Origin of the sequence: Peribacillus phoenicis (assembly GCF_047238085.1) — a bacterium.
Classification (GTDB): domain Bacteria; phylum Bacillota; class Bacilli; order Bacillales; family DSM-1321; genus Peribacillus.
On sequence record NZ_JBDFMF010000001.1, the window covers coordinates 1,290,565 to 1,316,173 of the forward strand.

Annotated in this window: 24 protein-coding genes; 21 read left to right on the plus strand and 3 right to left on the minus strand. The window is 42.3% G+C overall.

The window, feature by feature from the left end; all coding sequences use genetic code 11:
• Positions 1–207 precede the first annotated feature (207 nt).
• Together rsmD and coaD are read left to right on the plus strand one after the other, a co-directional pair.
• On the plus strand, positions 208–783 hold the full coding sequence (gene rsmD / locus ABC374_RS06265) for a 16S rRNA (guanine(966)-N(2))-methyltransferase RsmD (RefSeq protein ID WP_034313946.1): 576 nt from the start codon (positions 208–210) through the stop codon (positions 781–783).
• Positions 784–1,275: a pantetheine-phosphate adenylyltransferase gene (gene coaD, locus ABC374_RS06270; protein ID WP_350301939.1), complete on the plus strand. Its 492-nt coding sequence runs from the start codon at positions 784–786 to the stop codon at positions 1,273–1,275.
• Between the two features lie 42 nt (positions 1,276–1,317).
• Here coaD and ylbJ read toward each other — a convergent pair whose 3' ends face one another.
• On the minus strand, positions 1,318–2,535 hold the full coding sequence (ylbJ, locus tag ABC374_RS06275) for a sporulation integral membrane protein YlbJ (protein WP_413016523.1): 1,218 nt from the start codon (positions 2,533–2,535) through the stop codon (positions 1,318–1,320).
• 308 nt (positions 2,536–2,843) lie between these two features.
• On the opposite strand from ylbJ, the gene ABC374_RS06280 reads away from it, so the two are divergent.
• Positions 2,844–3,641 carry a patatin-like phospholipase family protein gene (locus ABC374_RS06280; RefSeq protein ID WP_137018809.1) on the plus strand — a complete coding sequence of 266 codons (798 nt, stop codon included), beginning with the start codon at positions 2,844–2,846 and terminating at the stop codon, positions 3,639–3,641.
• On the plus strand, positions 3,631–4,656 hold the full coding sequence (locus ABC374_RS06285; protein WP_413016525.1) for a SepM family pheromone-processing serine protease: 1,026 nt from the start codon (positions 3,631–3,633) through the stop codon (positions 4,654–4,656). Before ABC374_RS06280 ends, ABC374_RS06285 begins: the two co-directional genes overlap by 11 nt.
• Positions 4,657–4,747: 91 nt before the next feature.
• Here the strand turns inward: ABC374_RS06285 and ABC374_RS06290 are convergent, their stop codons facing one another.
• Positions 4,748–5,953 carry a nucleotidyltransferase gene (locus tag ABC374_RS06290; protein ID WP_413016527.1) on the minus strand — a complete coding sequence of 402 codons (1,206 nt, stop codon included), beginning with the start codon at positions 5,951–5,953 and terminating at the stop codon, positions 4,748–4,750.
• A gap of 219 nt (positions 5,954–6,172) precedes the next feature.
• On the opposite strand from ABC374_RS06290, the gene ABC374_RS06295 reads away from it, so the two are divergent.
• From ABC374_RS06295 to ABC374_RS06310, 4 genes are all read left to right on the plus strand, one after another.
• Positions 6,173–6,694 carry a YceD family protein gene (locus ABC374_RS06295; protein WP_413016529.1) on the plus strand — a complete coding sequence of 174 codons (522 nt, stop codon included), beginning with the start codon at positions 6,173–6,175 and terminating at the stop codon, positions 6,692–6,694.
• A 65-nt stretch (positions 6,695–6,759) separates the two neighbouring features.
• Entirely contained in the window at positions 6,760–6,933 is a 174-nt protein-coding gene (gene rpmF / locus ABC374_RS06300; RefSeq protein ID WP_034313929.1) for a 50S ribosomal protein L32, read from the plus strand.
• A gap of 148 nt (positions 6,934–7,081) precedes the next feature.
• Entirely contained in the window at positions 7,082–7,846 is a 765-nt protein-coding gene (locus tag ABC374_RS06305; protein ID WP_350301943.1) for an enoyl-CoA hydratase/isomerase family protein, read from the plus strand.
• Between the two features lie 79 nt (positions 7,847–7,925).
• Positions 7,926–8,546, plus strand: coding sequence for an RsfA family transcriptional regulator (locus tag ABC374_RS06310; RefSeq protein WP_413016531.1), 621 nt, complete (start codon positions 7,926–7,928; stop codon positions 8,544–8,546).
• Between the two features lie 44 nt (positions 8,547–8,590).
• On the opposite strand, the gene ABC374_RS06315 is transcribed toward ABC374_RS06310, so the two are convergent.
• Complete coding sequence (locus ABC374_RS06315; RefSeq protein ID WP_101224571.1) at positions 8,591–9,079, minus strand: N-acetyltransferase; 489 nt, start codon at positions 9,077–9,079, stop codon at positions 8,591–8,593.
• 469 nt (positions 9,080–9,548) lie between these two features.
• On the opposite strand from ABC374_RS06315, the gene ABC374_RS06320 reads away from it, so the two are divergent.
• From ABC374_RS06320 to murB, 13 genes are all read left to right on the plus strand, one after another.
• Entirely contained in the window at positions 9,549–10,433 is an 885-nt protein-coding gene (locus ABC374_RS06320) for a 2-dehydropantoate 2-reductase (protein ID WP_413016534.1), read from the plus strand.
• A 4-nt stretch (positions 10,434–10,437) separates the two neighbouring features.
• Positions 10,438–10,830, plus strand: coding sequence for a DUF3397 domain-containing protein (locus ABC374_RS06325; RefSeq protein ID WP_350301946.1), 393 nt, complete (start codon positions 10,438–10,440; stop codon positions 10,828–10,830).
• 109 nt (positions 10,831–10,939) lie between these two features.
• Entirely contained in the window at positions 10,940–12,568 is a 1,629-nt protein-coding gene (gene bshC / locus ABC374_RS06330) for a bacillithiol biosynthesis cysteine-adding enzyme BshC (protein WP_413016536.1), read from the plus strand.
• A gap of 337 nt (positions 12,569–12,905) precedes the next feature.
• On the plus strand, positions 12,906–13,337 hold the full coding sequence (mraZ, locus tag ABC374_RS06335) for a division/cell wall cluster transcriptional repressor MraZ (RefSeq protein WP_034313914.1): 432 nt from the start codon (positions 12,906–12,908) through the stop codon (positions 13,335–13,337).
• 52 nt (positions 13,338–13,389) lie between these two features.
• Complete coding sequence (rsmH, locus tag ABC374_RS06340) at positions 13,390–14,322, plus strand: 16S rRNA (cytosine(1402)-N(4))-methyltransferase RsmH (protein WP_034313911.1); 933 nt, start codon at positions 13,390–13,392, stop codon at positions 14,320–14,322.
• Between the two features lie 31 nt (positions 14,323–14,353).
• Positions 14,354–14,710, plus strand: coding sequence for a cell division protein FtsL (gene ftsL, locus ABC374_RS06345; protein WP_101224576.1), 357 nt, complete (start codon positions 14,354–14,356; stop codon positions 14,708–14,710).
• Between the two features lie 2 nt (positions 14,711–14,712).
• On the plus strand, positions 14,713–16,869 hold the full coding sequence (locus ABC374_RS06350) for a penicillin-binding protein (protein ID WP_413016539.1): 2,157 nt from the start codon (positions 14,713–14,715) through the stop codon (positions 16,867–16,869).
• 113 nt (positions 16,870–16,982) lie between these two features.
• Positions 16,983–18,905, plus strand: a complete 1,923-nt coding sequence (locus ABC374_RS06355) for a stage V sporulation protein D (protein ID WP_137018800.1) — start codon at positions 16,983–16,985, stop codon at positions 18,903–18,905.
• Between the two features lie 159 nt (positions 18,906–19,064).
• Positions 19,065–20,537 (plus strand): UDP-N-acetylmuramoyl-L-alanyl-D-glutamate--2,6-diaminopimelate ligase, encoded by a 1,473-nt coding sequence (locus ABC374_RS06360; RefSeq protein ID WP_350301949.1) that lies wholly within the window; start codon positions 19,065–19,067, stop codon positions 20,535–20,537.
• Between the two features lie 88 nt (positions 20,538–20,625).
• The gene (mraY, locus tag ABC374_RS06365; protein ID WP_101224579.1) at positions 20,626–21,603 is read left to right on the plus strand and encodes a phospho-N-acetylmuramoyl-pentapeptide-transferase; all 978 of its coding nucleotides are present in this window, start codon (positions 20,626–20,628) and stop codon (positions 21,601–21,603) included.
• The gene (murD, locus tag ABC374_RS06370; RefSeq protein WP_413016542.1) at positions 21,604–22,956 is read left to right on the plus strand and encodes a UDP-N-acetylmuramoyl-L-alanine--D-glutamate ligase; all 1,353 of its coding nucleotides are present in this window, start codon (positions 21,604–21,606) and stop codon (positions 22,954–22,956) included. It begins immediately after the preceding gene.
• A gap of 154 nt (positions 22,957–23,110) precedes the next feature.
• Complete coding sequence (gene spoVE, locus ABC374_RS06375) at positions 23,111–24,217, plus strand: stage V sporulation protein E (RefSeq protein ID WP_245406448.1); 1,107 nt, start codon at positions 23,111–23,113, stop codon at positions 24,215–24,217.
• Positions 24,218–24,572: 355 nt separating this feature from the next.
• Entirely contained in the window at positions 24,573–25,481 is a 909-nt protein-coding gene (gene murB, locus ABC374_RS06380; protein ID WP_260357038.1) for a UDP-N-acetylmuramate dehydrogenase, read from the plus strand.
• The last annotated feature ends 128 nt before the right edge of the window (positions 25,482–25,609 follow it).

Here is a 25,609-nt window from a genome sequence, read left to right on the forward strand (position 1 = left end):
AAAAGGAATGTTGTTATTCACATTATTGCCAAAAACCACTTTATTATTCAAAATGTAAAAGATTTATAAAAAGAATCCATGGACCGAAATGATACGTTGGTTTTCATCTTGGAAATGAAGCCAAATGGGTTTAAATATTGGCTAGCTTTTTCTAATATGTTAGGATAGGAAAGTAACAGAAATTTGTCATAAAATGTGGTGAGGATTATGAGGGTCGTTTCCGGAATTTGCAAAGGAAGACCACTTAAGGCTGTACCGGGTACAGGAACCCGGCCGACTACTGATAAAGTCAAGGAATCCATTTTCAATATGATTGGTCCTTATTTCGAAGGAGGGCTGGTCCTCGACTTATTTGCCGGGAGCGGTGGACTGGGAATTGAAGCGTTAAGCAGAGGCATGGATAAAGCCATATTTGTCGACCGGGATTTTAAAGCAAATCAAACGGTTAAGGCCAATTTGGAACTATGCAAGTTTTCAGACCGGGCAGAAGTTTATAAAAATGATTCAGAGCGTGCACTGAAGGCTTTGGTGAAAAGGGAAATGACTTTTGAATTGATTTTTCTTGATCCACCTTATAAGAAACAAAAGCTAGTCGAGATTCTTGAAGAAATACATAAATACCGATTGCTGAACGATATGGGATACATTGTTTGTGAGCATGGCCATGATGTTACATTGCCAGAAAAAGTTGGTGACTTTACCGTTAAGAGAAAAGAAGTTTATGGCGTCATTGCCGTTACGATTTATCAATGGGGAAACGTACACGAACAGGGGGAACTATGAATGTCCAAAATAGCGATTTGTCCGGGGAGTTTTGATCCAATAACATTTGGTCATCTTGATATCATTCAAAGGGGAGCGAATGTTTTTGATGAGGTATATGTGGTCATCGTGAACAATTCAGCGAAAAATTCACTTTTTACAGTGGAGGAGAGACTGGAATTGATTACTGAGGCGACTGCCCATATGCCGAATGTTAAAGTGGATTTCTATCAGGGATTGACGGTCGACTATGCTGAAAGCGTTTCCGCGAATGCCATTATCAGGGGATTGAGGGCGACTTCCGACTTTGAATATGAAATGCAGGGAACTTCGATGAACCGATTCCTAAACAATAAAATAGAGTCATTCTTTATCATGACGAAAAATCAATATTCTTTCTTGAGTTCGAGTATCGTGAAAGAGGTAGCGAAGTATGGCGGGGATATCTCCGAACTAGTGCCAAGCGTCGTCCAGAAAGCCCTGGCCAAAAAGTACAAGGAACTGAAAGGATAGAAAAAAAGAGCATTGCCTACGCGCAATGCTCTTTTTTTCGGTTTAAGAAAGGCTTTTGAATAGCCTTTTGGTAAATATGATGATATATAGGATCAAAAACAAAAGTGTTAGAATGGGGCCGAAATCAAGCATGTTCTGATATAGGGAATTCGCGTGTTCACCGGATCCGCTGACTGGGAATGCGTTTAACGGGCTGCCACTGTACATATTGCCTTTATAGAATGGTTCCCAAAGCAAGATGGTAATAATGGATGCCAGAAGGCCATGTGCTATCCTAGCCAGAAAAAAGGGAGTGAAACGAATGTCTGTTGCGGCAATGATGCTGGCAACTTGCGCTTGGATGCTGAAACCGTTGAAAGCTAAGATGAAACTTGTCATCACAGTTTGCTGAAAGAGTGTCGCATCTTCGACCGTACTGGTTAATTTTGAACCAAGGGTCATTTCAAACATGCCTGATATGAAGGGGAGGCTTAAGGAATCCGGGAAATTAAAAATATGTAAAATTCCTCCGACCCACGATGCTAGCAATCCGGTAATGTTCATATGAAATAAAAGCTTGTTCACCACCGAAAAGAGAATGATGAACCCCCCGATCATTAATAGGGTTTGGATGGATGAGAGTACCGCATCTCCGAGTAAACTGCCAAATGGTCTTGTTTCTTTTATTCTGGTTCGATGCATTTGGCTAAAAGCTTGTCTTATGGAGGGGAGCTTGGTCATTACTTTAGTATGGGATTTTTCTTCTTTCCAACGGTAAAAACGCATGATGATGCCTACACAAAAATTTCCTAGGTAGTGGGAAAGTGCAAGGATGATCCCTAAATGAGGATTGTGGAAAAACCCGACGGCAACGGCAACGAACAGGAACAATGGATTAGATGAATTAGTAAAACAAACGAGTCTTTCAGCTTCAATGCGGGTCAATTGTTCTTCCTGACGAAGCCTCACAGTGTATTTCGCCCCGGCTGGAAATCCTGATGCAAGTCCCATCGCCCAAACGAAACCGCCCACTCCTGGTACACGGAATAAGGGGCGCATAAATGGTTCGAGCATGACGCCAATGAACCTGACAACCCCAAAACTGATTAATAACTCCGAGAAAATCAAGAAAGGTAGAAGCGAAGGGAACACAATTGTCCACCAAATATTGAGTCCGCCTTTGGAAGCTTCAAAGGATTCTTGGGGGAAGATGATCAAGCCAACTGCCATCATCGTGACGGAGGTAGCTAACAGTACTGTTTTAGATTTTGATTTTAGCAAAATTCAGCCTCCTCTTGAAGGTTACTAAATAAGGGCAGTCCGTTTCGTATATAATAAAATATGAACTTCCTTTTCTCGAAAAGTAAGCGCATGATGAAATGTGGATTGTTCCGACATTATAAATGAGGATGAGCCTCACGGTGGAATTTCAATGAAACCCTGCACTTTATTGGCTGGCATAGTTTATATCTGCCATGCTTGTTTCACTGTCAATATAAATAATATGCTTCTATAAATCCGTTTAAGACCATAACTTTGAATGAGTGTTATTTCAATATTTTGAACTAGTTATAGCGGGAGGGATATCTTTGTCGAAACCAAAGGTCGGGCTTGCACTTGGATCAGGAGGAGCTAGGGGGTTTGCACATATTGGCGTGATAAAGGTATTACAGCAAGAAGGCATTCCGATAGATATGATTGCTGGAAGCAGCATGGGAGCTATGGTTGCAGCCTTTTATGGAGCGGGTTCGGATATCGAGAGGCTTTATAAGTTGTCCCGTGCATTTAAGCGAAAGTATTATTTAGACTTCACCATACCTAAAATGGGCTTCATTTCGGGTAAACGAACAAAGGATTTAATCAGGGTATTTACATATGGCAAGAAATTTGAAGAACTTGATATTCCTGTGGCGGTGGTAGCCACTGATATAAAAACGGGGGAAAAAGTCATTTTTCAGGAAGGTCCCATCGCACCGGCTGTAAGGGCAAGCATTTCCATTCCTGGCATTTTCATTCCCGAAAAAATCGGAAACAGACTGCTTGTTGATGGCGGCGTTGTTGACAGGGTTCCTGTTTCAGTCGTGAAGGATATGGGAGCAGACATCATAATTGGTGTGGATGTAGCCCACGTGAAACAGGATATGGAGATAAACTCCATCTATGATGTCATCATGCAAAGCCTCGATATCCTGCAAATGGAACTGGTTAAAAGCAGGGAGTTTGCTTCAGACGTCATGATACGCCCCAGGGTTGAGAAATACAGCTCTAAATCATTTACAAACGTTCAGGAAATAATTAGTATTGGAGAAGAAGCTGCAAGAGGAAAGATAGATCAAATTAAGCAGAGCATTGTTACTTGGAAGGAGTCCTTTGAAGATGAGCCGTAAAATGTATGTACGCACTTTCCTGGTGGTGGCTATACTTCTCATAGCATCAGCCCTTTATTCCCTACCTTTTTATGTATCAAAACCAGGAATGGCTAAAGAATTGGAGCCAATCATTGAGGTATCCGGAGGAGATGAAGCAAAAGGAAGCTTTATGTTAACCACTGTAAGGATGGGCCGGGCGAATATATATTCCTACATGCTGGCGAAATGGAGCAAATATCAGGAGCTTTATCCGGAAACCTCCATTCGAAGCGAAGATGAAACGGATGAAGAATATAATATCAGGCAGCTGCACTTAATGGATGGTTCTAAAAATAATGCCATTCAGATCGCATATGAAAAAGCAGGGAAAGAAGTCGATTACGAGTACCTGGGTGTATATGTTTTGGACGTGCTAAAAGGAATGCCGGCAGCTAAAGAGCTGAAAGCGGGCGATCAAATCATTCAGGTCGATGACGTTAAATTCAAGTCTGCGCAGGAATTCATGGACTACATTAACGGAAAAAAGGCTGGAGATGAAGTGAAAATAGTGTATAAGCGGGAAGAGACGGATAAAACGGCCGTTCTTTCATTGCAGCCTTTTAAAAATGACCCAAATAGGGTCGGAATAGGCATTTCGCTGGATGACAATCGAAAAGTGACCACAATACCGGCGATTGCCATAGATTCAGAACAAATAGGCGGTCCTTCAGCTGGTTTAATGTTTTCATTGGAGATTTATAATCAATTAACAAAAGGCGATCTTACAAGTGGCTATGACATAGCGGGTACAGGAACGATGTCTGATGATGGGACAGTCGGTCCAATTGGCGGAATTCAACAGAAAATAGTTGCAGCCGATAAATCTGGAGCGGAAATATTCTTTGCCCCAAATGAAAACGGAGCAGCAGGTTCGAATTATGAAGATGCACTCATTGCAGCAAAGGATATCGACACGGACATGAAGATCGTACCGGTTGACAACTTCGATGATGCAATAGCCTATTTAGCGAAGCTGAAAGGAAAGGAAAAATGAAAAAAAGCGCAGGCAGTCATCTACTGTTTGCGCTTTTTTGATGATTGGATTTTTACTCTTAAAGATGGACGGGCCAAGCTTAAACCATTCTTCATTTGAAAATGATGGGAGATTCAAATTCCCGTTTCATCAAGGCAGCCTGATACGGTTCGGACAAGCCGAGTGCATACACCTGTGCCGCTCGCAAGTCCGTATCGATGTCCTGCTTCTGATAGGACGAAAGTTTAGAGATGAGCGGGAGGGGTAAACCTTTTTTTACAGTGCGAAGATATTCTTGTCCCCGGCCATTCATGCCAAGAAGTCTTATATAGGCTGGTTGATCATTGTGAATCATCTGTTCCTTTAATGTATGGGTCAATATGTGGACGCACATCCGCTGTAGTCGTGTCCATGTGTAGCGTTTTGTCTTCAGATCTGCCATGAATCCAGAAAAGCTCGAAGATTGTTTGGCCATCTCCTTTATTCGGTGTTCTATGCCTTCCTCGATTTCGTATATCCCTGCCAATTCGATTAAAGAGGAAGAAAGGATTCGGTATTTCAACAGGGGCCAATACATTTCCCAGTCATGCAAGGCATGGTAGCGCGTTAAATATTGCTCAAGACCATTCATTGTCGGCTGAGGAATATAACTGGAAACAGGATTTAATTCCCTGTGTTCATGGATGGCTTTACGTATCCCCGTTGCGCTGGCAATAGGGTCTTTGGACAATTTTGTTTCATGGTATCCGGCAGCGACCCTTTGAATCGTATAAGGGCGAATGGAGTAGCCATTTGATAGGGCAGCACTTACATACTCCTTTCCAAGAATATTATTTGGCTTCGTCAAATCCAATGCCGCATCATCATTGATGATCGATCGATAAGCCTGGGCAGCACTGGCCGGATAACTATTACCGGCATCCATAGCCGATTTAATTGCAGCATCGAATGCAGCGGAATTATCCGAAAGAATTCTGTGGGCGGTGATGAATGGTTCAATTCGGCCATCTTCGCTTCCGAAGCAAAAGGAGTCACAGCCAAGGGATTCCAAAAGGGAAATAGATCCTTTTGCAAATATCTCCGCCTTCTGTGTCGCGAAAGCATAGGGAAGTTCAATGACAAGATCTATGCCGCCATTCAAGGCCATTTCGGCACGGGTCCACTTGCTGACGATAGCGGGCTCGCCACGCTGTAAAAAGGGCCCGCTCATGACAGCGACCACAACATCTGCCCCTGTTTTTTCTCTACTTTCTCTTGCATGTAAAACATGTCCATTATGAAAAGGGTTATATTCGACTACTAAACCGCAAGCTTTCATTCGATCACCTCAGAGAAAAACTTTGTATTTTATCAACTTAGTGCTAAAATAGTATTTCAAGTAAAATTACTATAAGTAATCGTCCGGATTTTTTTGTTTGTAATGTTTCTTAAACCTAGACAATCAGTTAGGATGACTACATTATAGTGTAAAGAAAAAATATTGACAAACTTATAATTGAAAGCTATAATTATTTTTGTTGCCTTGAGGTGATTTCAATTGAAATGGACGATTAGTCAACTTCAAAAAATTCGGGACAAAGATTTACGGTTTGATGAACTGGTGGATGTCTTGGACATTAGAGAAAGAGACCCGCAAATTCGCGATGTTTCTCCGATCAGAGTAGCAGGAAGAGCTGATTTCAGCTCGACCGAGATTACTTTTCACTTGCATCTTTCAGGTGAATTAACATTACCTTGCTCCCGTACACTGGTAGACGTTAAATATCCGATTGATATTGATACAAAGGAAACCTTTCTTTTAAAGGCAGATGGCGCCGATTTCTACGGAGACGATGTCACTGTTGTGGAAGGTGACGTTGTAGACTTAATACCGGTAATTAAAGAAAATTTATTGCTAGAAATTCCGATGCAGGTTTTTTGTGAGGATGTCGATTCGAATGAAGCTGCTCCTCAATCCGGGAAAGACTGGGCTGTTATTTCTGAAGAGGAAAATGAGCATAAGGTTGATCCGAGATTTGCAAAGCTTGCCGACTTTTTTGACAACAATAAAGAATCTTGATTGGAACGAAAAATCGTTAATCCGATTTTTCCAGCTTTTTTATATTTTTTAAGGAGGTGGGAATAATGGCTGTACCTTTTAGAAGAACGTCGAAAACTGTAAAAAGAAAACGTCGTACACACTTCAAGCTTCAAGTACCTGGTATGGTAGAATGCCCGAGCTGTGGTGGAATGACTCTTTCACATCACGTTTGTAAAGAATGTGGAACATATAAAGGAAAAGAAGTTGTCGCAAAATAATTTCTTGACCTACTTGAGAGCTTTGCTTTCTTGATGCAACACGCTAATCAAAGCGCAGGGATTTTTCTCTGTGCTTTTTTTATAAATATATTTGGCAGAATATTTTGAATCATCTATGTTTGCCGATGGTTTCGGAGAAGGTGTTAACGTGGATCAAGTAATTAATGTTGAAAAAGATGAACGCGGTTTCATGAAGCTCCTGTTTAATAGACCGGAGAAAAGGAATGCCGTGAATTATCAATTGATGGACGAACTCGAGTCGATATTGTCAGAAGCTGCAGGCGATGCTGAAGTTAAGTTGCTGGTCCTGACAGGGGCGGGCTCCGAGGCATTCTGTTCAGGCGGGGATCTAAAGGAATTTCAGGATTTGCGCACAGAAGAAGAGGCCTTTGCTATGTTATCGAAAATGGGTGAAATTCTGTATAAACTAGCAGTTTTCCCAAAACCAACAATCGCGCTCATCAATGGAAGTGCTTTAGGCGGTGGGTGCGAAATTGCGACAGCTTGTGATTTCAGAATAGCAAAGAGGGAAGTTAAGCTGGGGTTTGTACAAGGTACTCTGGGAATAACGACAGGCTGGGGCGGGGCTTCACTTTTACTTGAAAAAATATCAGGGCAAAAAGCGCTAAAGCTATTATTGGATGCAAAAATACATAAAGCCGAGGAAGCAAAGGAATTGGGTTTCGTAGATGAGATAGTCGGAGAAGGTGCGGATGGATGGGAAAGATTCGCAGAAGATTTCCTTCGCCATGAGACAGGGGTATTGATGGCCTATAAGCGATTGCTGGTCCATAAATGGCAGGGTAGCGGGCTTAAAGGAAGAATGGATGCGGAAATCCGGGAATGTTCTAAACTGTGGGCGAGTGATGAGCATCATGCTGCAGTCGATCGTTTTTTAAATAAGAAAAAATAAATATTACACGCTCTATATATCTTCTATCTTTCCTAGCATGTGCATATTATGAATTAAAACTTGCTTAGGAGGTAGAGAGATGACGATTGCGAGACAAGATGCATGGACTCATGATGAGGATCTGTTGTTGGCTGAAGTGGTGCTGAGGCATATACGAGAAGGCAGTACACAATTAAAGGCGTTTGAAGAAGTGGGGAAACAGCTATCGAGGACATCTGCTGCTTGTGGGTTCCGTTGGAACTCATTTGTAAGGAAGCAATATAAATCAGGGATAGAGCTGGCGAAAAAACAAAGGAAAGAACAGGTGGTCAATAATCCTGAAATGGAAAGGGATTCGGTTGCGGCTGTGGAAAATGTCACGATTGAAGAAAAGTCCCCCCGGCTTGAAGAGAAAGAATCTATTACCCTTCAGGAAGTTATATTATATTTAACCAAAATGGATGAATTCTTTCAGCTTGATAATAAGGAAAAAGAACGGATTTCAGAGCGGTACCTAATTCTTGAACAGGAAAATGTCCGATTGCTGGAAGAGAATGCTTTGCTTAAAGAAAACCTGAAAGCTGTTGAGGAAGATTATCGTGCGTTAATGCAGATCATGGAGCGTGCAAGGAAGCTTAGTGTACAAGAGGACGAAAAGACGAATCCGAAGGTGAGTTTTCAAATGGATAAGAATGGCAATTTGGAAAGGGTCAATAAATGAAAAATGCGGGTGGGAAAATCCGCCCGCATTTTTCTTGGTATTCCTTATTCCTGCGTATCTATTTCTTTTTTATCTTGTATGTCAAATGGGCTCCAAATCAGCGGGTTTTCTCCAAGGTCCCTGTCCAAATCATAGGAAACAGCAGAAAAGCCCATCTTTTTCCAAAAGTCTTGTGAATGAACTCTTGGGTTGGTTTTGATAGGCATGTTCAGGCTTTTGGCGAATTCAACCAAGGCTCTTCCATAACCTTTTTTCTGATAGTTAGGCAGGACTTCAAGTTTCCAGAGAACAAGGAAGTCCCTAGAATTGTCAAAATACCGGTCAAATTTAGCGCTTCTTTTATACAGGCTCATGCGGGCTACAAGTTTGTCGCCATAAAAGATTCCGTAAAAAGGTGATTGGCTGTCATTTTCAATGATGTTAGCCTCTAAATCATCGAGCATGGACAGTTCCTGTATCCCGTATTCTTTGAATTTTTTGAATTCCTCAAGCGTTTTAAAATTTACAAGTAATCGTTCAACCTTGTATTCCATAAAAAAGCTCCCCCTTAATTCTGATAAACCTCTTCCGATAGTACCCTTTGAAAGTCATCCCACTGATCTTTAACATGTGGAATTCCAGCTTAGGTTATATCTAGTATGACATCATCGATTTATCCTAGCTGATTAAATGCTTATAGCCTTTTATCCCCCGCCCTTTTCCCTCCAATATTTCGTAGGTAGAGATTGGAGTTATCTTTTGTTCCTATAAAGTCTATAAAATGGCTAAGCTTTTCGTATCTAATATACCATTAAATTAACGCTTAAAGAAGAGAATATATCTTCAATGGCGTATTAATAATTCTTTCCATTGATATTTTATGGCGAGCCTTGTTGTTGGCGGGTAAACTCCATGCAATCAGGTTGACGGCGTTTCCAAAGTTGTTGATGTGAAATTGATGCAGGATAAAAAAGATAATGTGATAAAATAGTAAATATATTTCAAAAAGTAAGGAAGGGTATTATGAGAATTGGAATCATTGGGGGAGGGGCCATCGGGCTGCTGTTTGCGTCTCATTTAAGTGAAAAACATAGTGTGGCTCTTTATACCCATACTGCGGATCAGGCGTCCATCATCCAACGTGATGGAATCCGTCTTATTGCGGATGGTGAAAGCCGGCTGCAGACAGGCATCATTTCTATGGGTCTGGATGAAGGGATATCGGATGTAGATCTTCTAATATTGGCCGTCAAGCAATATCACCTGCCGCTAATACTGCCTAGAATCAAAGGTATACAGGTTCCGTTGCTATTCTTGCAGAATGGCTATGGGCATATTTCTTATTTAAAGCAGCTTCAATCCCCTATCATATATGTGGGGGTAGTGGAGCATGGGGCATTGAAACATGACGGGAATACCGTCGAGCATACAGGGCTCGGCATTACAAGGATCGCTTCCTTTAAAGGGGAACTTGAGCAACTATCGTTAGTGGATGAAAGGATCGATCATTTTCCTTTTACGAAGAGTGAGGATTTTCACTCGATGCTGATGGATAAGCTTGTCGTCAATGCAGTGATAAATCCATTAACGGCGATACTTGGCGTGGAAAATGGCGGTTTGATCACTAACCCCTTTTATTACCAAATGTTTCAAGACCTTTTTGAAGAAGTCTCCGATATTTTGGAAGTTCAAAATAAGGATGAGTCATTCGAAAATGTGAGGTCCGTTTGTATGGCAACAGCTGAAAATCGATCATCGATGCTAAAAGATTTAGAAAATGGCCGTCAAACGGAAATTGATGCCATTTTGGGTCATATCCTCTTGGAGGCAAAGAGCAAAGGGAAAAGTCATTGCCTGACGTCTTCTCTATATAAGATGGTCAAAGGAAAAGAGTCTCAGGGGGGATGAGGATGTGCCGTACGTAGTTTCAAACCTTGCCGCGATATTTATTACCTTGCCTTTCGCAGGGTATATACTTTTTTTTATTAGTGCCAAACAATTCACTGGGAACCATAGGCGCTCCGTTCAATTTGCAATGGACATGAGTACGTTGCTATTCGTATTGTCCGTCCATTATTTGATCATTACGATTTGGGATAAGCAAATTCTTTGGGTGATCATGCTCATCATGATTCTTAATGCATTCTTGGTGGTCCTTGTCCATTACAAGGTAAAAGAAGAAATCATATTCCATAAGGTATTAAAGGGTTTTTGGAGAGTGAACTTCGCCTTCTTTTTCGTGGCTTACCTTCTATTATTTTCCATCGGTATAATTACAAGTATTACGAAGATATTGACTACATAACATAGAACATCGCATCAATTTTCTGCTGCTGGGCAACTTCTTTTGTTTTCTTAAACCGGAATGTTATACTCTAAAAAGAATTGTAGTTGCAGAGAAAGGGAGAACAGAAATGGAGATGAAAGATCTCGCGTTACCATCTTTAAACCGTTTTGCATCGGACTATTTACAAAACCGTCTTGAAACGGAGGATTATTTTCACTATGACTTAGCAAAGCCTGACATTTATCTCAATAGATATAGTGAATTGATGAACCGCTCTTTTTCACGTGATGAATTGTCGGATTACATACAACAATACATGTCTCGTCTTTCATTCAGTGAGGCAGTTAAGGGGAATATTGAAAGGTTGCGCAGGGATGATTCCGTGGTTGTGATTGGAGGACAGCAGGCTGGGTTATTATCAGGGCCGCTGTATACCATTCATAAAGTGATTTCGATCATTAAGCTTGCGGAAGAACAGGAAAAAGAATTGGGGCAGCCAGTCATTCCTGTTTTTTGGATAGCTGGAGAAGATCATGATTTAGCTGAAGTCAATCATGTTTATGTCATGAAAAACGGTAAACCCGATAAAAAAACCTACCCTTCCTATCAACCGTATAAAACAATGGTTTCTGACGTGGAGCTGGAAACGGAAAAGGCAGAGAAGTGGCTTGAGGAAATCATTGAAACATATGGAGAAACGGCCTTTACGAATAAACTCCTGATTGATATGAAGGAAACCATTAAGCAATCGAATACCTTCGTCGACTTCTTCGCCAGGCTGATTCATGAATGGTTCAAAGAATATGGCCTTTTACTAGTCGATGCCGGAGATCAGGAATTAAGGCGAATTGAGAAGGCATACTTTGAATCGATGGTCAATGAAAGTGGACGGATTGCTGAAATGGTCGAGGACCAGCAATCATTCATGCATGCGAAAGGGTATGCGAAAATGATTGAAATGGATAAACATGCTGCTAATTTATTTTATTATGATCCAGAAAAAAAAGATCGATGTTTACTCGAGCGTGTAGAAGGCGGTTTCAGCGGAAAAAACGGTGAGGTATCATTTACCGAGCTGGAACTCTTGCAAATAGCCAAAAACCATCCAGAACGATTAAGCAATAATGTCATTACACGCCCGCTTATGCAGGAAATGCTTTTCCCTGTATTGGCTTTCGTTTCAGGGCCAGGGGAAATAGCTTATTGGGCCGAATTAAAAAAGGTATTTGAGTTGTTTTCCATGAAGATGCCGCCAATCATCCCTAGGTTAAACATCACGCTGGTGGAGCGCAGTATCCATAGCGATCTTGAAGAAATGGAACTCAGTTTGGAAACTGTTCTGACTGAAGGAACCGCTAATGCAGTGAAAAGTTACCTTGATTCCGTGAAGGATGAGACGATTGACAATCTGTTTGGGACGCTGAAATCACAGCTTGAAGAGAACCATGAAAAGCTATTTGTCCACGCTGTCTCTTTAGATAGAGGACTTGAGCCGATGTTGAACAAAAACATCGAATTCATCCAAAAACAATTGAATTTCATGTATGGCAAAATCGATGACCGTACAAAGGAACGGCATTCGGTCATATTGAAGAAATATGAACGGATAGCAAATTCACTGTACCCTCTTGAATCACCTCAGGAGCGGATTTGGAACGTGTTTTATTACTTGAATCAATATGGGCCAGAGTTCGTTCGGGATATGATGAAACTGGAATACCGGTTCAATAATCAGCATAAATTGATTTTCATTTAGAAACCGTTTTGGGGAATAGTGGCGGACTAATCATTTTTTAATAGGGTTGCCACTTACCAATCCTGACGGAGAGAATAAAAGTAAAAAAAAGACAGGTGCTAAAGCCTGTCTTTTTTTCTGTTTCCCGGGCACTTGTCAGGTGGGGCTTCGACAGTAATAGTGGGACTGCGTCTTAGTCTGAGTGCATTCGAGGGAAATGCACGTTTCTTTGAATAATTTGGCTAAATAAACTTAAGAAGAAAAGAAGGGAATTTTTACTTGGAAGGAGAAAGTAAAAACAAGTGGAGAAAGGTGGGGGAATGTGGTACATTGAGATTAGAATGTGGGGGTAGTGGGTATGTTCATGGGAGAGTACCATCATAACATCGATATAAAGGGCCGTTTGATAGTCCCTGTGAAATTCAGGGAAAATCTCGGGGAGCAATTTGTCCTTACCCGCGGACTCGATCAATGTTTATTTGGTTATCCTATGGAAGAGTGGAAGCTGCTTGAAGAAAAGCTGAAAGCCCTGCCCTTAACAAAAAAAGATGCCCGAGCCTTTACCCGTTTTTTCTTTTCTGCAGCTACAGAATGCGAAATTGATAAACAAGGGCGAATTAATATCCCCACGCCGCTTACTTCATATGGCCAATTGGAAAAAGAATGTGTAATTCTTGGTGTTACCAATCGTATTGAGATTTGGAGCAAATCCCTTTGGGAAAACTATTTTTCAGCTTCGGAGGATTCTTTCGCTGAGATAGCAGAAAATATGATTGGCTTTGATATTTAAGGCTGCCCTCAGAAATAGAGTCACTCAATAACCGATTGGAAGGATGTCTAGCATGTTTCAACATACAACAGTGTTATTAAAAGAGACGGTTGATGGATTGAACATCAAACCTGATGGAATTTATGTGGATTGTACTTTAGGAGGAGCCGGTCACAGCGAATACTTGCTTTCACAGCTCTCTGACAAAGGCAGGCTTTATGCTTTTGATCAGGACGAAACGGCAATTCGGAATGCTAAGGAAAAATTGGAAAGCTATGGCGAACGTATTGTTCTTGTTCCTAATAATTTTAAATACTTAAAAGAAGAGTTGAATGCCCGGGGAATCGAGAAAGTGGACGGGATCCTTTATGATTTAGGCGTGTCATCCCCACAATTGGATACACCAGAGCGTGGTTTCAGCTATAACCATGATGCACCTTTGGATATGAGGATGGACCAAAGTGCTGCCATTTCTGCCTATGATGTCGTGAATACTTGGTCATTCCATGATTTGCTGAGAATTTTCTTCCAATATGGAGAAGAAAAGTTTTCGAAACAAATTGCCAGGAAAATTGAAGCAGCACGTGAAATAAAACCGATTGAAACGACGTTCGAGCTTGTGGAGCTAATAAAGGATGGGATACCGGCCCCGGCAAGACGTAAAGGCGGACACCCTGCGAAACGAGTGTTCCAAGCAATAAGAATCGCTGTGAATGACGAACTTGGTGTCTTTGAGGATTCCTTGGAGCAAGCCATATCGCTTTTGGATAAAGAGGGAAGAATATCTGTCATTACATTCCATTCACTTGAAGATAGAATTTGTAAAACGGTATTTAAAAAGGCCAGTAGCATGCCTGACCTTCCGCCTGGACTTCCAGTTATCCCGGATGAATTCAAGCCAACCATGAAAATAATTACGAGAAAACCGATTTTACCTTCGGAAGAAGAATTGGAAGGGAATAATCGTTCCCGGTCGGCCAAGCTAAGAATTGCCGAAAAGCAATAATTACAGAAAAAAACAGTAAGGGGGAACATGAATGAGTTCCATAGCCAAAAAAATACAAGAACAGCAATATGAAGATCAACAGCAGCAACAGACACATCAAACGGTGGTCATCCGTAAAGCGAAGATATCCATTGGTGAAGTTTTCTTACTATGTGCCCTTGCTATCATGGTTACCTTTATGGGAGTGAAAATTGTCTCAAATCAAGCGGCCATCTATGAAACGAATAAAGAGATCCAGCTAGTGGAAACGTCGATTGAAGAACAGGGTAAAGTGAATGATGATTTGAAAGTGCAGGTTGCTGAACTTAGTACATACGAAAGAATTTGGAAAAAAGCTGCAGCGCTAGGGTTCAAGTTAAATGAGAATAATGTGAAGGGTGTGCAGTGATAATGCAGAAACAAAAAAATATGAAGCATGGGGCAGCCGGATTATTCTTCTTATTCGGCCTGCTCTTTTTTGTATTAGTCTGCCGCTTTTTGTATATTCAGGTGACAGGAACAGCAGGCGGGGAGGTACTGGCTGCGAAAATCGACAAGAAATATGAAAAAAAACAGGTCATAGAAGCCAAAAGGGGAAGCATACTCGATACAAAAGGTGAAGTCATCGCCGAGGATACTTCCTCCTATATCTTAAGGGCTGTACTCAGTGAAAAGGAGCCCGAGCATGTCAAGGATCCGGAGATGACCGCTAGTAAGCTTGCAAAATATATCGACATGGATGAACAGGACATTTATGAAAGACTTACGAAAAAAGGGGCATACCAGGTGGAATTTGGCAGTGCCGGCAAGGATTTGACTCAGGTCGTCAAGCAGAAAATAGAAAAACTGGAACTGCCGGGAATTACATTCGGAAGAACCAATAAACGTTTCTATCCTAATGGGATTTTCGCCTCCCATCTGATTGGCTATGTAGAAAAGGATGAAGAAACGGAGGAAATGGCTGGTAAGTTCGGCATTGAAAGGTACCTCAATAAAGAATTGCAGGAAACGGATGGGAAGCTGACATATGACAGTGACTCATGGGGCTTCCTTTTACCAGATAAGAAGGAAAAGGTGGTTGCCCCGGATAATGGCAATGATGTCATGCTGACCATCGATAAGAAAATACAAACGTTCTTGGAAGATTCAATGAGCAAAGTACAGGAAAAATACGATCCCGAACAAATCATAGCGATTGTCTCCAATCCAAAAACGGGGGAGATAGTGGCGATGGGGCAAAGGCCTACCTTCCATCCGACAACGAAAGTCGGGTTAACGGATACATGGCGTAACCTGGCTATTGAAGAATCCTTCGAACCGGGTTCAACCATGAAAACATTCACTCTTGCCGCTGCTGTTGAGGAAGGGGTCTTTAATCCGAATGAAAGTTTTGTTGCAGGAACCTACAAAGCCGGATCGGGGAAAATCGGAGATCATAGCGGAATCGAAAGAGGGAAGAGCATGACCTTTCTTGAAGGGGTTCAGCGTTCCTCCAACGTCGCTTTTGCTACACTTGCAATGGATAAGATAGGAGCGGATACTTTTCGTGAGTATTTGACCAAGTTCGGATTTGATAAAAAAACGGGAATTGACCTGCCGAACGAGATAACCGGTAAAATTCAATACAAGTATAAGCTTGAAAAAGTGACTACTTCCTTTGGACAGGGTTCGACCGTTACACCGATTCAACAAATCCAAGCTGCATCCGCAATAGCCAATGACGGAAAAATGATGCGGCCATACGTGATAAAAAGCATTTCCGATCAAGATACCGGAAAAATTTTAAAAACGACAAAGCCGAAAGTGACAGGGCAACCGATTTCGGAAGAAACTGCAAAACAGGTACGAGATTATTTGGAAACGGTAATTTCCGCGAAAAAAGGAACCGGGAAAAAATATGCCATTGATGGTTATGAAGTAGCGGGAAAAACCGGTACCGCACAAATTCCAGGTCCGACAGGTAGATATTTAGAAGGGAAAAATAACTATGTATTCTCCTTTTTAGGCATGGCTCCAAAAGATGATCCGCAGTTGGTCATGTATGTGGCGGTCAAGCAGCCGAAGTTAGGTGCATCTTATGTTGGGGCTGATCCATTGTCAGAGATATTTAATCCTGTCATGCAAAATAGCCTGCAATATCTAAACATCAAACCTTCTGATGTTAAAAAACAAAAAGCAAATAAAATCAAAGACTATACGAATCAAACCGAGAGTTCAGCTGTCAAAGAACTGAAGGAACTTGGCTATGATGTAAGTACGATCGGAAGTGGGCGTAAAGTGCTCGATCAATCCCCAAAAGCCGAGAGTATACTTTTACAGGGTGAAAAGATAATACTGCGTACTGAAGGAGAAATGAAAGTTCCTGACATGAAGGGATGGTCCCTGCGCGATGTTATGAAATTGGCTAAGGTTGCAAAACTGGATCTGAAAACTGAAGGTACTGGATATGTGAGTAAACAAAGTCTTGAGGCCGGGAAAAAAGTAAAGGAAGGAGAAACCATCAATATTGAATTATCCCAGCCTGAAGGGGCTGGTGTAGATAAACCGACTAAAGAGAAAACAGAGTGAAGATAAAGAGGGGATCCCAAATGGATTCCCTCTTTATTTCTTTTAAGGTTTCTAGTCTAGCATCGAGTAGACAAGCATATATTGAAGCATGTATGAAATGGAGGTGCCTGTTTTTGCGTGTTTCGAATGTTACTGTCCGAAAACGGCTGGCAATCGCATTGGCGATCGGTATCGTTGTTTTTTTTATCATTGATATCCGATTGGGAATTGTACAATTTTATCTTGGGGATAAGTTGACGGGGCTGGCTAAAGATTCCTGGAGCAGGAATATTCCTTTTGAAGCCAAACGAGGAGAAATTCTCGATCGGAATGGTGTCGAGCTGGCAACGAATATATCTGCACCAACGGTCTATGTCATCCCAAGGCAAATTGAGAATCCAGGGGAGACGGCGGAACAGCTTGCTTCAATATTGGATATGACAAAGGAAAAGGCTTATCAATGGTTAACGAAACAGGCGATGAGCGTCAGGATTCCGGAAGGCAGAAAGATATCTCATGAAAAAGCGAAGGAAATTAAAGCATTAGGGATAAAGGGTGTTTATATCGCTGAAGATTCAAAGCGGCATTACCCATTTGGTGAATACCTTTCGCATGTTCTTGGCTTTACGGGCTCCGATAATCAAGGGTTGATGGGTATTGAATTGTCTTATGATAAGGAACTGAGCGGGGAAAAAGGATTCGTTAAATTTTACTCGGATGCGAAAGGGAAAAGGCTCGAGAATATGGCTGATGACTATAAGCCCCCTGTTGATGGCGATAACCTGAAGCTAACCATCGATAGCAAAATCCAGACAATCGTGGAGAGGGAGCTCGATAATGCGGAGGCGACATATGATCCCGATGGTATAATTGCCATTGCAATGAACCCGAATACCGGGGAAATATTGGCAATGTCCAGCAGGCCAACCTTCGACCCAGCCAATTTCCAAAATGTACCTTCAGAAGTGTATAATCGTAATTTACCAGTTTGGAGTATATATGAACCAGGTTCGACTTTTAAGATCATCACGCTTGCTGCGGCGCTTGAGGAAGGGAAGGTCGACTTAGAAAAGGAACATTTTTATGATTCCGGACATGTGGAAGTGTCAGGGTCTACACTGCACTGCTGGAAAAGCGGAGGACATGGGGACCAAACTTTTCTTGAAGTCGTCGAGAACTCGTGTAACCCAGGGTTTGTAGAATTAGGGAACCGGCTTGGTAAAGACAAGCTGTTTAAATATATAAATGATTTCGGGTTTGGGCAAAAGACGGGGATAGATTTAACCGGAGAAGGAAAAGGAATCATGTTCAACATGGATCAAGTGGGTCCGGTTGAGCAGGCAACGACTGCGTTTGGACAAGGTGTAGCCGTAACGCCCATTCAGCAGGTGACAGCCGTATCGGCTGCTGTGAATGGCGGAACTTTGTATACACCTTATATCGCGAAGGAACTGGTGAACCCAAAAAATGGGGAAGTGCTGATGCGAAAGACCCCACAGGCGAAGAAAAAGGTGATTTCAGAAGCAACCTCGAAGAAAGTCCGTAAAGCACTTGAATCCGTTGTCGCCCAAGGCAGCGGTAAAGGAGCTTTCGTGGAGTCGTACCGGGTCGGCGGGAAAACGGGTACTGCCCAAAAAGCTGAAAATGGCCGATACCTTGAAAATAATTATATTCTCTCATTCATAGGTGTCGCTCCAGCGGATGATCCGCAAATCGTCGTTTATATAGCTGTGGATAATCCGAAAGGGACGGTGCAATTCGGCGGGGTAGTAGCCGCACCGATCGTTGGGAACATCATGGAGGATTCACTTAGGGCCATGGGCGTCAAGCCAAGGAAAAACCAGATTGAGAAGGAAACGGTCTGGACGGATCCCGTCATGGTCGAGGTACCTGACGTTGTGGGTCTCAGCAAAAAAGAGTTGCAAACCCAGCTCATCGATCTTAAGCTTGATATTGCCGGAAATGGGGATAAAGTCATAAATCAAGCCCCGGATCCAGGCGTTAAAGTAAAACAAGGCTCTACAATAAGAATTTATCTTGGCGAAAATACAGAATAAGTATAATATAATATATGAATAGTTAAAGCGGCTGAAGAATCATCAGCCGCTTTGTTTACGGAGTCGGGATAACACCGTATAATTGAAATTGGTTTTCTCGACAAGCCGAGGCTAATCACATATAATGAATCCTCAAATTAAGTTGAGAGGGATGGAAAAATGAAGCTTCACAAATTACTATCTTATTTACACTCCTTATTTCCGTATGAAGGAGAGAATCCTGAAATCACCTCCATTGAAAATGATAACCGTAAAGTCATAGACGGAAGTTTATTTGTTTGTATAAAAGGTTATACAGTCGATGGTCATGATTTTGCCCGACTTGCTGTAGAACATGGAGCTGCAGCAGTCATTGCCGAAAGGCCACTTGACCTCGATGTTCCCGTGATCGTAGTCAGGGATTCGAGCAGGGCGATGGCGGTGCTTGCCGATGCATTTTATGGCCATCCGACTCAAAAGATGCGCTTGATCGGAATTACAGGTACGAATGGAAAGACGACGACAAGTCACTTATTGGAAAAGATTTTCGAGGATCGACAAGAAAAAACCGGCTTGATTGGCACGATGTATACGAAAATTGCCGATACGGTATATGAAACCAAGAATACGACGCCAGATAGCGTTACGCTGCAGAAGGCTTTTCATGAAATGGCCGAAGCATCTGTTACCACGGCCATTATGGAAGTTTCATCTCATGCACTTGAGCTGGGACGTGTCCATGGCTGTGATTATGATATTGCCGTCTTTACGAATCTTACCCAGGATCATTTGGATTTTCATAAAACCATGGACAGATACAGGCAAGCAAAATCCTTGTTTTTCTCACAGCTCGGCAATGCTTACATAGAAAATCGTCCTAAATATGCTGTGCTTAATGCTGATGATGAGGCAACAGCCGAGTTCATTAAAGCGACTGCTGCGACAGTGGTTACATACGGCATAGACAAAGATGCGGATATCAGGGCCACGGATATAAAAATTGATGCAAATGGCACCTCTTTCACCTTGACAGCAGGTAAAGAAGAGCGTTACATTCAGCTGAAGCTGATTGGTAAATTCAGTGTTTATAATGTACTCTCTGCCATCTCTGCCGCTCTGTGCGCCGGTAACGATCTGGATGAGACAATTAAATCCATCGAGGAAATAAAAGGTGTTGCAGGCCGTTTTGAGCTCATTACAGCGAATCAGGACTTCCCGGTCATTGTTGATTATGCCCATACTCCGGACAGCTTAGAAAATGTTCTCAAGACTGTTGGTGAGTTTGCTAGAAAGAAAATCTTTGTGATAGTGGGCTGCGGCGGGGACCGAGACAAGACAAAGCGTCCCATCATGGCTGAAATTGCTTGCAGCTTGGCGACTGACCCGATCTTCACTTCGGATAATCCGCGCAGTGAAGATGCTGCCCAGATCCTCCGGGATATGGAAGCTGGTGTAGCAGGCAAAGAATATACGGTTATCGAAGACCGCAGGCAGGCGATAGCTTACGCTGTTTCCAAGGCGGAAGAGGGCGACGTTATATTAATAGCTGGAAAAGGTCATGAAACCTATCAATTGGTCGGTGACGAAGTGCTTCACTTCGATGACCGTGAAGAAGCGGAAAAGGCGATTCAAAGTCGTTTGGGTTCAGTTTGAACCGACGCTAAATTGCCCTGGAGCAAATAAGAAAAGACATTAAGCAGAATTTTATATTTGAATTGTGTTAGGAATGAGGGAGTAAGGAATGTTGGAACAAGTGATTTTTTATACGATTTTGGTGGCGTTTTTAGTAACCGTTCTTCTTTCGCCGATTTTCATCCCGTTTTTAAGAAGATTGAAATTCGGGCAAAGTATCAGGGAAGAAGGCCCACAATCGCATCTGAAGAAAACGGGAACACCCACCATGGGCGGTTTGGTCATATTATTATCTGTTACCATCGCTACACTGATCATGACTTTGAAATTCTCGGCACCTTCAACCGAAACGTATTTATTACTATTCGTTACTTTAGGTTTTGGTTTATTAGGTTTCCTGGATGATTTCATCAAAGTGGTCATGAAGCGAAACCTGGGACTGACCTCCAAGCAAAAACTGCTTGGACAAATTGTGATTTCGGTCATCTTTTACTTCGTCTTTAAGCAGACTGACCGTTTTAATCCTGAATTGACGATTCCGGGCACTGACTTTGCTTTTGATTTTGGCTGGTTTTATCTGTTTATCGTTATTTTCTGGCTTGTAGGTTTTTCGAATGCCGTCAATTTGACGGATGGGCTTGATGGACTTGTCTCAGGAACATCAGCCATTGCCTTTGGTGCTTTTGCCATTTTGGCCTGGAGTCAGTCGCAATATGATGTCGCTATTTTTTCGGTGGCGGTTGTCGGTGCAGTACTCGGATTTTTGGTATTCAATGCACATCCAGCAAAGGTTTTCATGGGGGATACGGGTTCCTTGGCCCTTGGAGGAGCAATCGCAACCATCGCTTTGTTAACGAAGCTTGAAATCCTCCTGGTAATCATTGGCGGAGTCTTCGTCATAGAGACGCTCTCGGTCATCCTGCAGGTAGGATCTTTTAAAACGACTGGTAAACGTATTTTTAAAATGAGTCCGCTTCACCACCATTATGAGCTTTCCGGCTGGTCGGAATGGCGCGTCGTCGTGACTTTCTGGACAGTGGGGCTGCTGTGTGCGGTACTCGGAATCTATTTAGAGGTGTGGATATAATTGAAAGAGACTGCAAAATATTCAGAGAAAAAGATATTAGTATTGGGTTTGGCAAAAAGCGGAGTGATGGCAGCTTCGCTTCTACATAAATTAGGTGCATTCGTGACAGTTAATGACATGAAGCCATTATCGGAAAATCCTGAGGCTCAAGGACTTCTTGAACAGGGAATCAAAGTCATCTGCGGCAGTCATCCGATCGAGCTCCTTCATGAAGGTTTCGAGCTGATCGTGAAAAACCCGGGAATCCCCTATCGGAACCCTATTATAAAAGGCGCATTGGAAAAAGGGATTCCAGTTATAACGGAAGTGGAACTAGCCTATCAGATAAGTGAGGCACCTTTCATAGGAATCACTGGTACAAATGGGAAAACGACCACGACAACATTGATATACGAAATGTTGAAGATCGGTGAAAAATCCCCGCTGATTGCCGGTAATATCGGTACAGTGGCTTCTGGTGTTGCCCAAAAAGCAAAACCCGATGACTCGATCGTCATTGAATTGTCGTCGTTTCAGTTAATGGGAATAGACGAATTTCGTCCTGAAATCTCAATCGTGACAAATTTGTATGATGCACATTTGGATTATCACAGTTCCAAACAGGAATATGTCGAAGCAAAAGCTGCCATTACGAAAAATCAAATAGCCTCAGATTTCATGATTTATAATGCAGATCAAGATCTTGTTTTATCCATGGCGAAAAAGACCATGGCTGAACTTGTTCCTTTTTCAGCTGAAGTGAAACATGAAAATGGAGCCTATGTGGAAAATGGAGCCGCCTGTTTCCGAGGGGAAAAAATCATTGAAGTTTCAGAGATAGCCCTTCCTGGTAAGCATAATTTGGAAAATGTGCTCGCGGCCATCTCGGCGGCAAAACTGAAGGGTGTAGCTAACGAAGCCATTCAGACTGTACTGAAAACATTTTATGGTGTGGAGCACCGTCTGCAGTTTGTCGCAGCGATCGATAACCGTAAATTTTATAATGATTCGAAAGCGACGAACATTCTTGCAGCATCCAAAGCATTAACATCCTTTACGGAACCTGTCATCTTATTGGCAGGCGGTTTGGATCGCGGAAATGAATTCGATGAGTTGAAACCGGCGATGAAAAATGTCAAAGCCGTGATAACTTTTGGTGAAACGGCAGAAAAAATTGAACGGGTAGCCAAAGAAATAGGAATAGCGAATATAAAACGTGTCGATAATGTAGAAAAGGCCGTGCCGGCTGCATTTGAATTATCAAATGAAGGCGACTGCATTCTTCTCTCCCCGGCTTGTGCAAGCTGGGATCAATATAAAACTTTTGAGCAAAGAGGAGACATGTTTATGGAGGCCGTGCATAAACTTAAGTAAGAGCTTTCGCAAAAGAGAAGTGAACCTGCTTCTACGTTGACACCTTGGAAAAAAGCGATAATGAGCCGTTATCGCTTTTTTTTTGACTAAAGTGCTGACAAGCAATCAGCATTGATGTTTATATTCGCAGGCTCGAAAAACTTCCTAGAGGTGGATGTCCGTGCCATTAAAAAAATCGAATCCTGATCTCATTCTTATTATCGTCACCTTAAGTCTTTTGACTGTTGGATTAATCATGGTTTACAGCGCGAGTGCCATATGGGCAACATATAAATTTGATGATTCGTTTTATTTTGCTAAAAGACAGTTGCTGTTTGCCTGCGTTGGTGTCATAGCCATGTTTTTCATCATGAATGTGGATTACTGGACGTGGCGGACATGGGCCAAGATCCTTATCATCATTTGTTTCATTATGTTACTGGCTGTGCTTGTACCGGGTATAGGGATGGCGAGAAATGGTTCGAGGAGCTGGATTGGGGTAGGTGCCTTTTCGGTCCAACCCTCTGAGTTCATGAAGCTGGCAATGATCGCTTTTTTAGCTAAGTTTTTATCGGAACGGCAAAAGCTGATCACCTCCTTTAAAAAAGGGATGCTTCCATCCTTGGGTTTAGTGTTTTTGGCATTTGGATTGATCATGTTACAGCCGGACCTAGGAACGGGAACGGTAATGGTTGGAACGTGCATCGTCATGATTTTTATTTCCGGGGCAAAGATCAGTCACTTTGTCGGCTTGGGGCTAATCGGGGTAGCAGGTTTTATCGGTCTGATTTTGTCAGCGCCCTACCGGATAAAAAGGATCACGTCTTTTCTGGATCCTTGGGAAGACCCTTTAGGCAGCGGATTTCAAATGATTCAATCGTTTTATGCAATCGGGCCCGGTGGATTGTTCGGCCTGGGACTCGGGCAAAGCCGCCAAAAGTTTTTCTATTTACCAGAACCGCAGACTGATTTCATTTTTGCCATCCTCTCAGAGGAACTTGGCTTCATCGGGGGCTCTCTCGTCATTTTATTATTTGCGCTCATGCTTTGGCGGGGAATTCGGATCGCACTTGGTGCCCCTGATTTATATGGGAGCCTTGTAGCGGTGGGAATCATTGCGATGGTCGCCATTCAAGTGATGATCAATATAGGGGTGGTAACGGGACTGATGCCAGTTACGGGGATCACCTTGCCCCTCTTAAGTTATGGCGGTTCATCACTGACGCTCATGTTGATGGCGATTGGGGTGCTCCTGAATATTAGCCGGTATTCAAGGTTCTGAAATAAGTAAAATATAGGGTTTGGCAAAAGGGAAGTCCTGTTGAACGCAGGGCTTCCCTTTTTTTAAGTCAAAAACCCCTGCAGGAAAACGATTTTGGAGGGTCCCTTGCCGAAATTTAGTAATAAATGAAATGCCGCTTAAATATTACCATGTATGAATGTTGGGGAATCCACAATAAATATTGGCAATACGGCTTTGTTTAGACTATAGTATAAGAGGGTTAGGCCGTACTGGGGCTTGCTTCTGTTCATTTTTCTGCTAAAATGCGTTATTAATCTTGTAATATAAGGGACCTCATGGAAGAGGAAATGAAAATTTATAACTTGGAATTTTTGGAACAACAAGGAGGTTTATCATGGATAATGTGATAAAGCAATTAACTGAAATGAAAATCGGCAAAGTTCTTGAACAGGAACCGCTTGCGAATCATACAACTATGAAAATTGGGGGGCCGGCAGATTTATTCATCGTGCCGTCATCCATTGAAAATATAGAAAAAACGATGCAGGTCATTAAAGATCATGGGATGCCATGGAGGGTGATCGGCAGGGGCTCGAACCTACTTGTCAGTGATGGCGGAATTGAAGGTGCCGTTCTTAAATTGGGTAAAGGACTTGATCATCTCGAGATAAATGGGACGGAGATAAAAGCAGGAGCTGGGGTATCACTTGTCAGCCTGTCCGTGCAAATCAGTAAAAAAGGGTATGCAGGATTGGAATTTGCCAGTGGGATTCCTGGTTCCGTCGGCGGAGCTGTCTATATGAACGCTGGTGCACACGGTTCCGATATGAGTGAAATTCTCAAGGAGGCACATGTTCTTTTCGAAGATGGAACTTTAGCTTGGCTTTCGAAGGAAGAAATGGAGTTTTCTTATCGAACTTCTCTGCTTCAGAAGAAAAGACCGGGTATCGTGCTGGAAGCAATTTTTCAATTGACAGAGGGCGATAAAACCGAAATCGTAGAAAGAATGCAGAATAACAAGAATTACCGTAAAGATACCCAGCCGTATAATCTTCCATGTGCCGGGAGCATATTTAGGAATCCACTTCCACATCATGCTGGTAAATTGGTCGAGAATGCAGGCCTGAAGGGACATTCTATTGGCGGAGCCCAAATTTCACCGATGCACGGGAACTTTATCGTTAACACAGGTAATGGAAGTGCAGCGGATGTTCAAGCCTTGATACAGCATGTGAAGGATACTGTGTATGATAAATTTGAAATTGAAATGGAAACAGAAGTGGAAATTATCGGCAGAAAATAGTGGATTCATTATATCCAAATATTGTGATATAATGTGTTACCTTTTAAAGTTTGTAAATAGCCAAATATTGAGTTTGTCTTGATTTCACACTTTCAAGAACCATCCATTTTTACAGGAAGAGGTGAAGG

What these genes read in the sequence shown, in the direction of transcription:
- rsmD (WP_034313946.1), top strand. Translation starts at nt 208, where the DNA reads ATGAGGGTCGTTTCCGGAATTTGCAAAGGAAGACCACTTAAGGCTGTA.
- coaD (WP_350301939.1), top strand. Translation starts at nt 784, where the DNA reads ATGTCCAAAATAGCGATTTGTCCGGGGAGTTTTGATCCAATAACATTT.
- ABC374_RS06285 (WP_413016525.1), top strand. Translation starts at nt 3,631, where the DNA reads ATGAGCCGTAAAATGTATGTACGCACTTTCCTGGTGGTGGCTATACTT.
- ABC374_RS06290 (WP_413016527.1), bottom strand. Translation starts at nt 5,953, where the DNA reads ATGAAAGCTTGCGGTTTAGTAGTCGAATATAACCCTTTTCATAATGGA.
- rpmF (WP_034313929.1), top strand. Translation starts at nt 6,760, where the DNA reads ATGGCTGTACCTTTTAGAAGAACGTCGAAAACTGTAAAAAGAAAACGT.
- ABC374_RS06310 (WP_413016531.1), top strand. Translation starts at nt 7,926, where the DNA reads ATGACGATTGCGAGACAAGATGCATGGACTCATGATGAGGATCTGTTG.
- ABC374_RS06315 (WP_101224571.1), bottom strand. Translation starts at nt 9,079, where the DNA reads ATGGAATACAAGGTTGAACGATTACTTGTAAATTTTAAAACGCTTGAG.
- ABC374_RS06320 (WP_413016534.1), top strand. Translation starts at nt 9,549, where the DNA reads ATGAGAATTGGAATCATTGGGGGAGGGGCCATCGGGCTGCTGTTTGCG.
- bshC (WP_413016536.1), top strand. Translation starts at nt 10,940, where the DNA reads ATGGAGATGAAAGATCTCGCGTTACCATCTTTAAACCGTTTTGCATCG.
- mraZ (WP_034313914.1), top strand. Translation starts at nt 12,906, where the DNA reads ATGTTCATGGGAGAGTACCATCATAACATCGATATAAAGGGCCGTTTG.
- rsmH (WP_034313911.1), top strand. Translation starts at nt 13,390, where the DNA reads ATGTTTCAACATACAACAGTGTTATTAAAAGAGACGGTTGATGGATTG.
- ftsL (WP_101224576.1), top strand. Translation starts at nt 14,354, where the DNA reads ATGAGTTCCATAGCCAAAAAAATACAAGAACAGCAATATGAAGATCAA.
- ABC374_RS06350 (WP_413016539.1), top strand. Translation starts at nt 14,713, where the DNA reads ATGCAGAAACAAAAAAATATGAAGCATGGGGCAGCCGGATTATTCTTC.
- ABC374_RS06360 (WP_350301949.1), top strand. Translation starts at nt 19,065, where the DNA reads ATGAAGCTTCACAAATTACTATCTTATTTACACTCCTTATTTCCGTAT.
- mraY (WP_101224579.1), top strand. Translation starts at nt 20,626, where the DNA reads ATGTTGGAACAAGTGATTTTTTATACGATTTTGGTGGCGTTTTTAGTA.
- spoVE (WP_245406448.1), top strand. Translation starts at nt 23,111, where the DNA reads ATGTCCGTGCCATTAAAAAAATCGAATCCTGATCTCATTCTTATTATC.
- murB (WP_260357038.1), top strand. Translation starts at nt 24,573, where the DNA reads ATGGATAATGTGATAAAGCAATTAACTGAAATGAAAATCGGCAAAGTT.